Annotated in this window: 1 tRNA gene; it reads right to left on the minus strand. The window is 42.7% G+C overall.

Annotated elements, in window-relative coordinates:
- Positions 1 to 124: 124 nt before the first annotated feature.
- Positions 125 to 200, minus strand: a tRNA-Thr gene (locus tag GOU96_RS18560).
- Between the last annotated feature and the right edge of the window lie 13 nt (positions 201 to 213).

Genomic DNA, 213 nt, shown 5'->3' on the forward strand with positions numbered 1-213 from the left:
CTCTTTAGACATGAATTGTCCCTCTAGGTACGGATTTAGGTGGCTTTTGAGATGACCACGCAACCAAAAAATATCGGTAGTAAAGTATATATCAAAAGGAAAACTTTGCTTAGAGGCTTAGAGCTGGTGCTGATAGGCAGAATCGAACTGCCGACCTCATCCTTACCAAGGATGCGCTCTACCATCTGAGCTATATCAGCACTCTAAAATGAG

The organism is Vibrio sp. R-1, from assembly GCF_035615595.1.
In the GTDB taxonomy this organism is placed as follows: domain Bacteria; phylum Pseudomonadota; class Gammaproteobacteria; order Enterobacterales; family Vibrionaceae; genus Vibrio; species Vibrio cholerae.